This window comes from uncultured Lacinutrix sp., from assembly GCF_947500325.1.
GTDB lineage: Bacteria > Bacteroidota > Bacteroidia > Flavobacteriales > Flavobacteriaceae > Lacinutrix.
In genome coordinates this window covers 1-218 of the sequence record NZ_CANMRQ010000123.1, presented here as the reverse complement: position 1 = coordinate 218, position 218 = coordinate 1, and the positions used below count along the sequence as shown (strand labels likewise).

The following is a 218-nucleotide window of genomic DNA, read 5'->3' as shown; positions in this document are numbered from 1 at the left end:
AGTGTTAAATCATTAGGATCTTGTTCACAGTTAATAGTAATATCAGCAGGAACAGTAAATGTAGGACCAGTAGAATCGTTAAGCGTTAAAGTAGCATTTAAAGTTTCACTATTGTTACAAGCATCAGTAGCAGTATAAGTCACCGCAATAGTACCACCTAAACCACAAGTAGTTGTAAGCGTTGTAAAGTCGTAGTTAGAAGTAACCGTAACATTAAT

1 protein-coding gene is annotated in these 218 nt (G+C 34.9%); it reads right to left on the bottom strand.

From position 1 onward, the window contains the following. A partial coding sequence (locus Q0997_RS20450; RefSeq protein WP_299892613.1) for a hypothetical protein occupies positions 1 to 218 on the bottom strand: 218 nt, incomplete at both ends.